Below are 751 nucleotides of genomic sequence, written 5' to 3' on the forward strand. Positions count from 1 at the left end.
GTACGAATCTGACAGATGGTTTGCAGTGGGAAATGCCAGCGCCTCAGATTTGAGCAAGGAAGTTCTATGAAAAGCACTAAAATAACATTAACAAGCCTGTTGATTTTTTGGTCTGGAGTCGGACAATCAACCCCCTACAAGACGCCTCTACAAGTTGTTTATCAATTTGACGCTCATCGTTATCTCGAACTTGAAGGAAATCATTGCGAAGGCGCGTTGTGGTACGTCGACATAACAAGAAATATACGGACTGAAGTGGTCCATCGTGACAACCCAATATTTCGGATTTCATTTTTTAAATTTGTGCATCCATCTGAAAAATATATTGCAATTCCATGGGATGACTTATCTGGTTTCTTGATTTCAAAAGATTATGGCCGTACATGGGAGGGAGCCCGTTTCTCCCCCGGTACCGGCGCGGTTCAGTACGGGGCTGACGGCCCACAACGGGACGAAATCGAATCCATCACTGTCGTCAACGATCAGGGCTATGTGTTGACCAAACACGGCGACCTTTATATGAGTTCAAAACCGTTTGACGACCCACGTCTTGAACCCGGCGGAAGCGGCATTGATTATACCGTTGCAAATAGCCGTGGACAGATGCAAACCCATCATATTCGCCCCGGATATGGCGGAGGTAAATGGGGCAACGAATACGTTTCGTGGAACTCATTCGCCGGACCAAAACACTGGACCATCGATACTTACAGAGCCAATTTCCAGAACATCCCCAACAAAGTCCCAGAGG

The 751-nt window shown here is 46.7% G+C and carries 1 protein-coding gene; it reads left to right on the plus strand.

The window, feature by feature from the left end; all coding sequences use genetic code 11:
* Positions 1–66: 66 nt before the first annotated feature.
* Positions 67–751, plus strand: a 685-nt coding sequence (locus J1785_RS00560) for a T6SS immunity protein Tli3 family protein (protein ID WP_217218553.1), incomplete at its 3' end; no start/stop codon positions are given.

Origin of the sequence: Rahnella perminowiae, from assembly GCF_019049755.1 — a bacterium.
Taxonomy (GTDB): Bacteria; Pseudomonadota; Gammaproteobacteria; order Enterobacterales; family Enterobacteriaceae; genus Rahnella; species Rahnella perminowiae.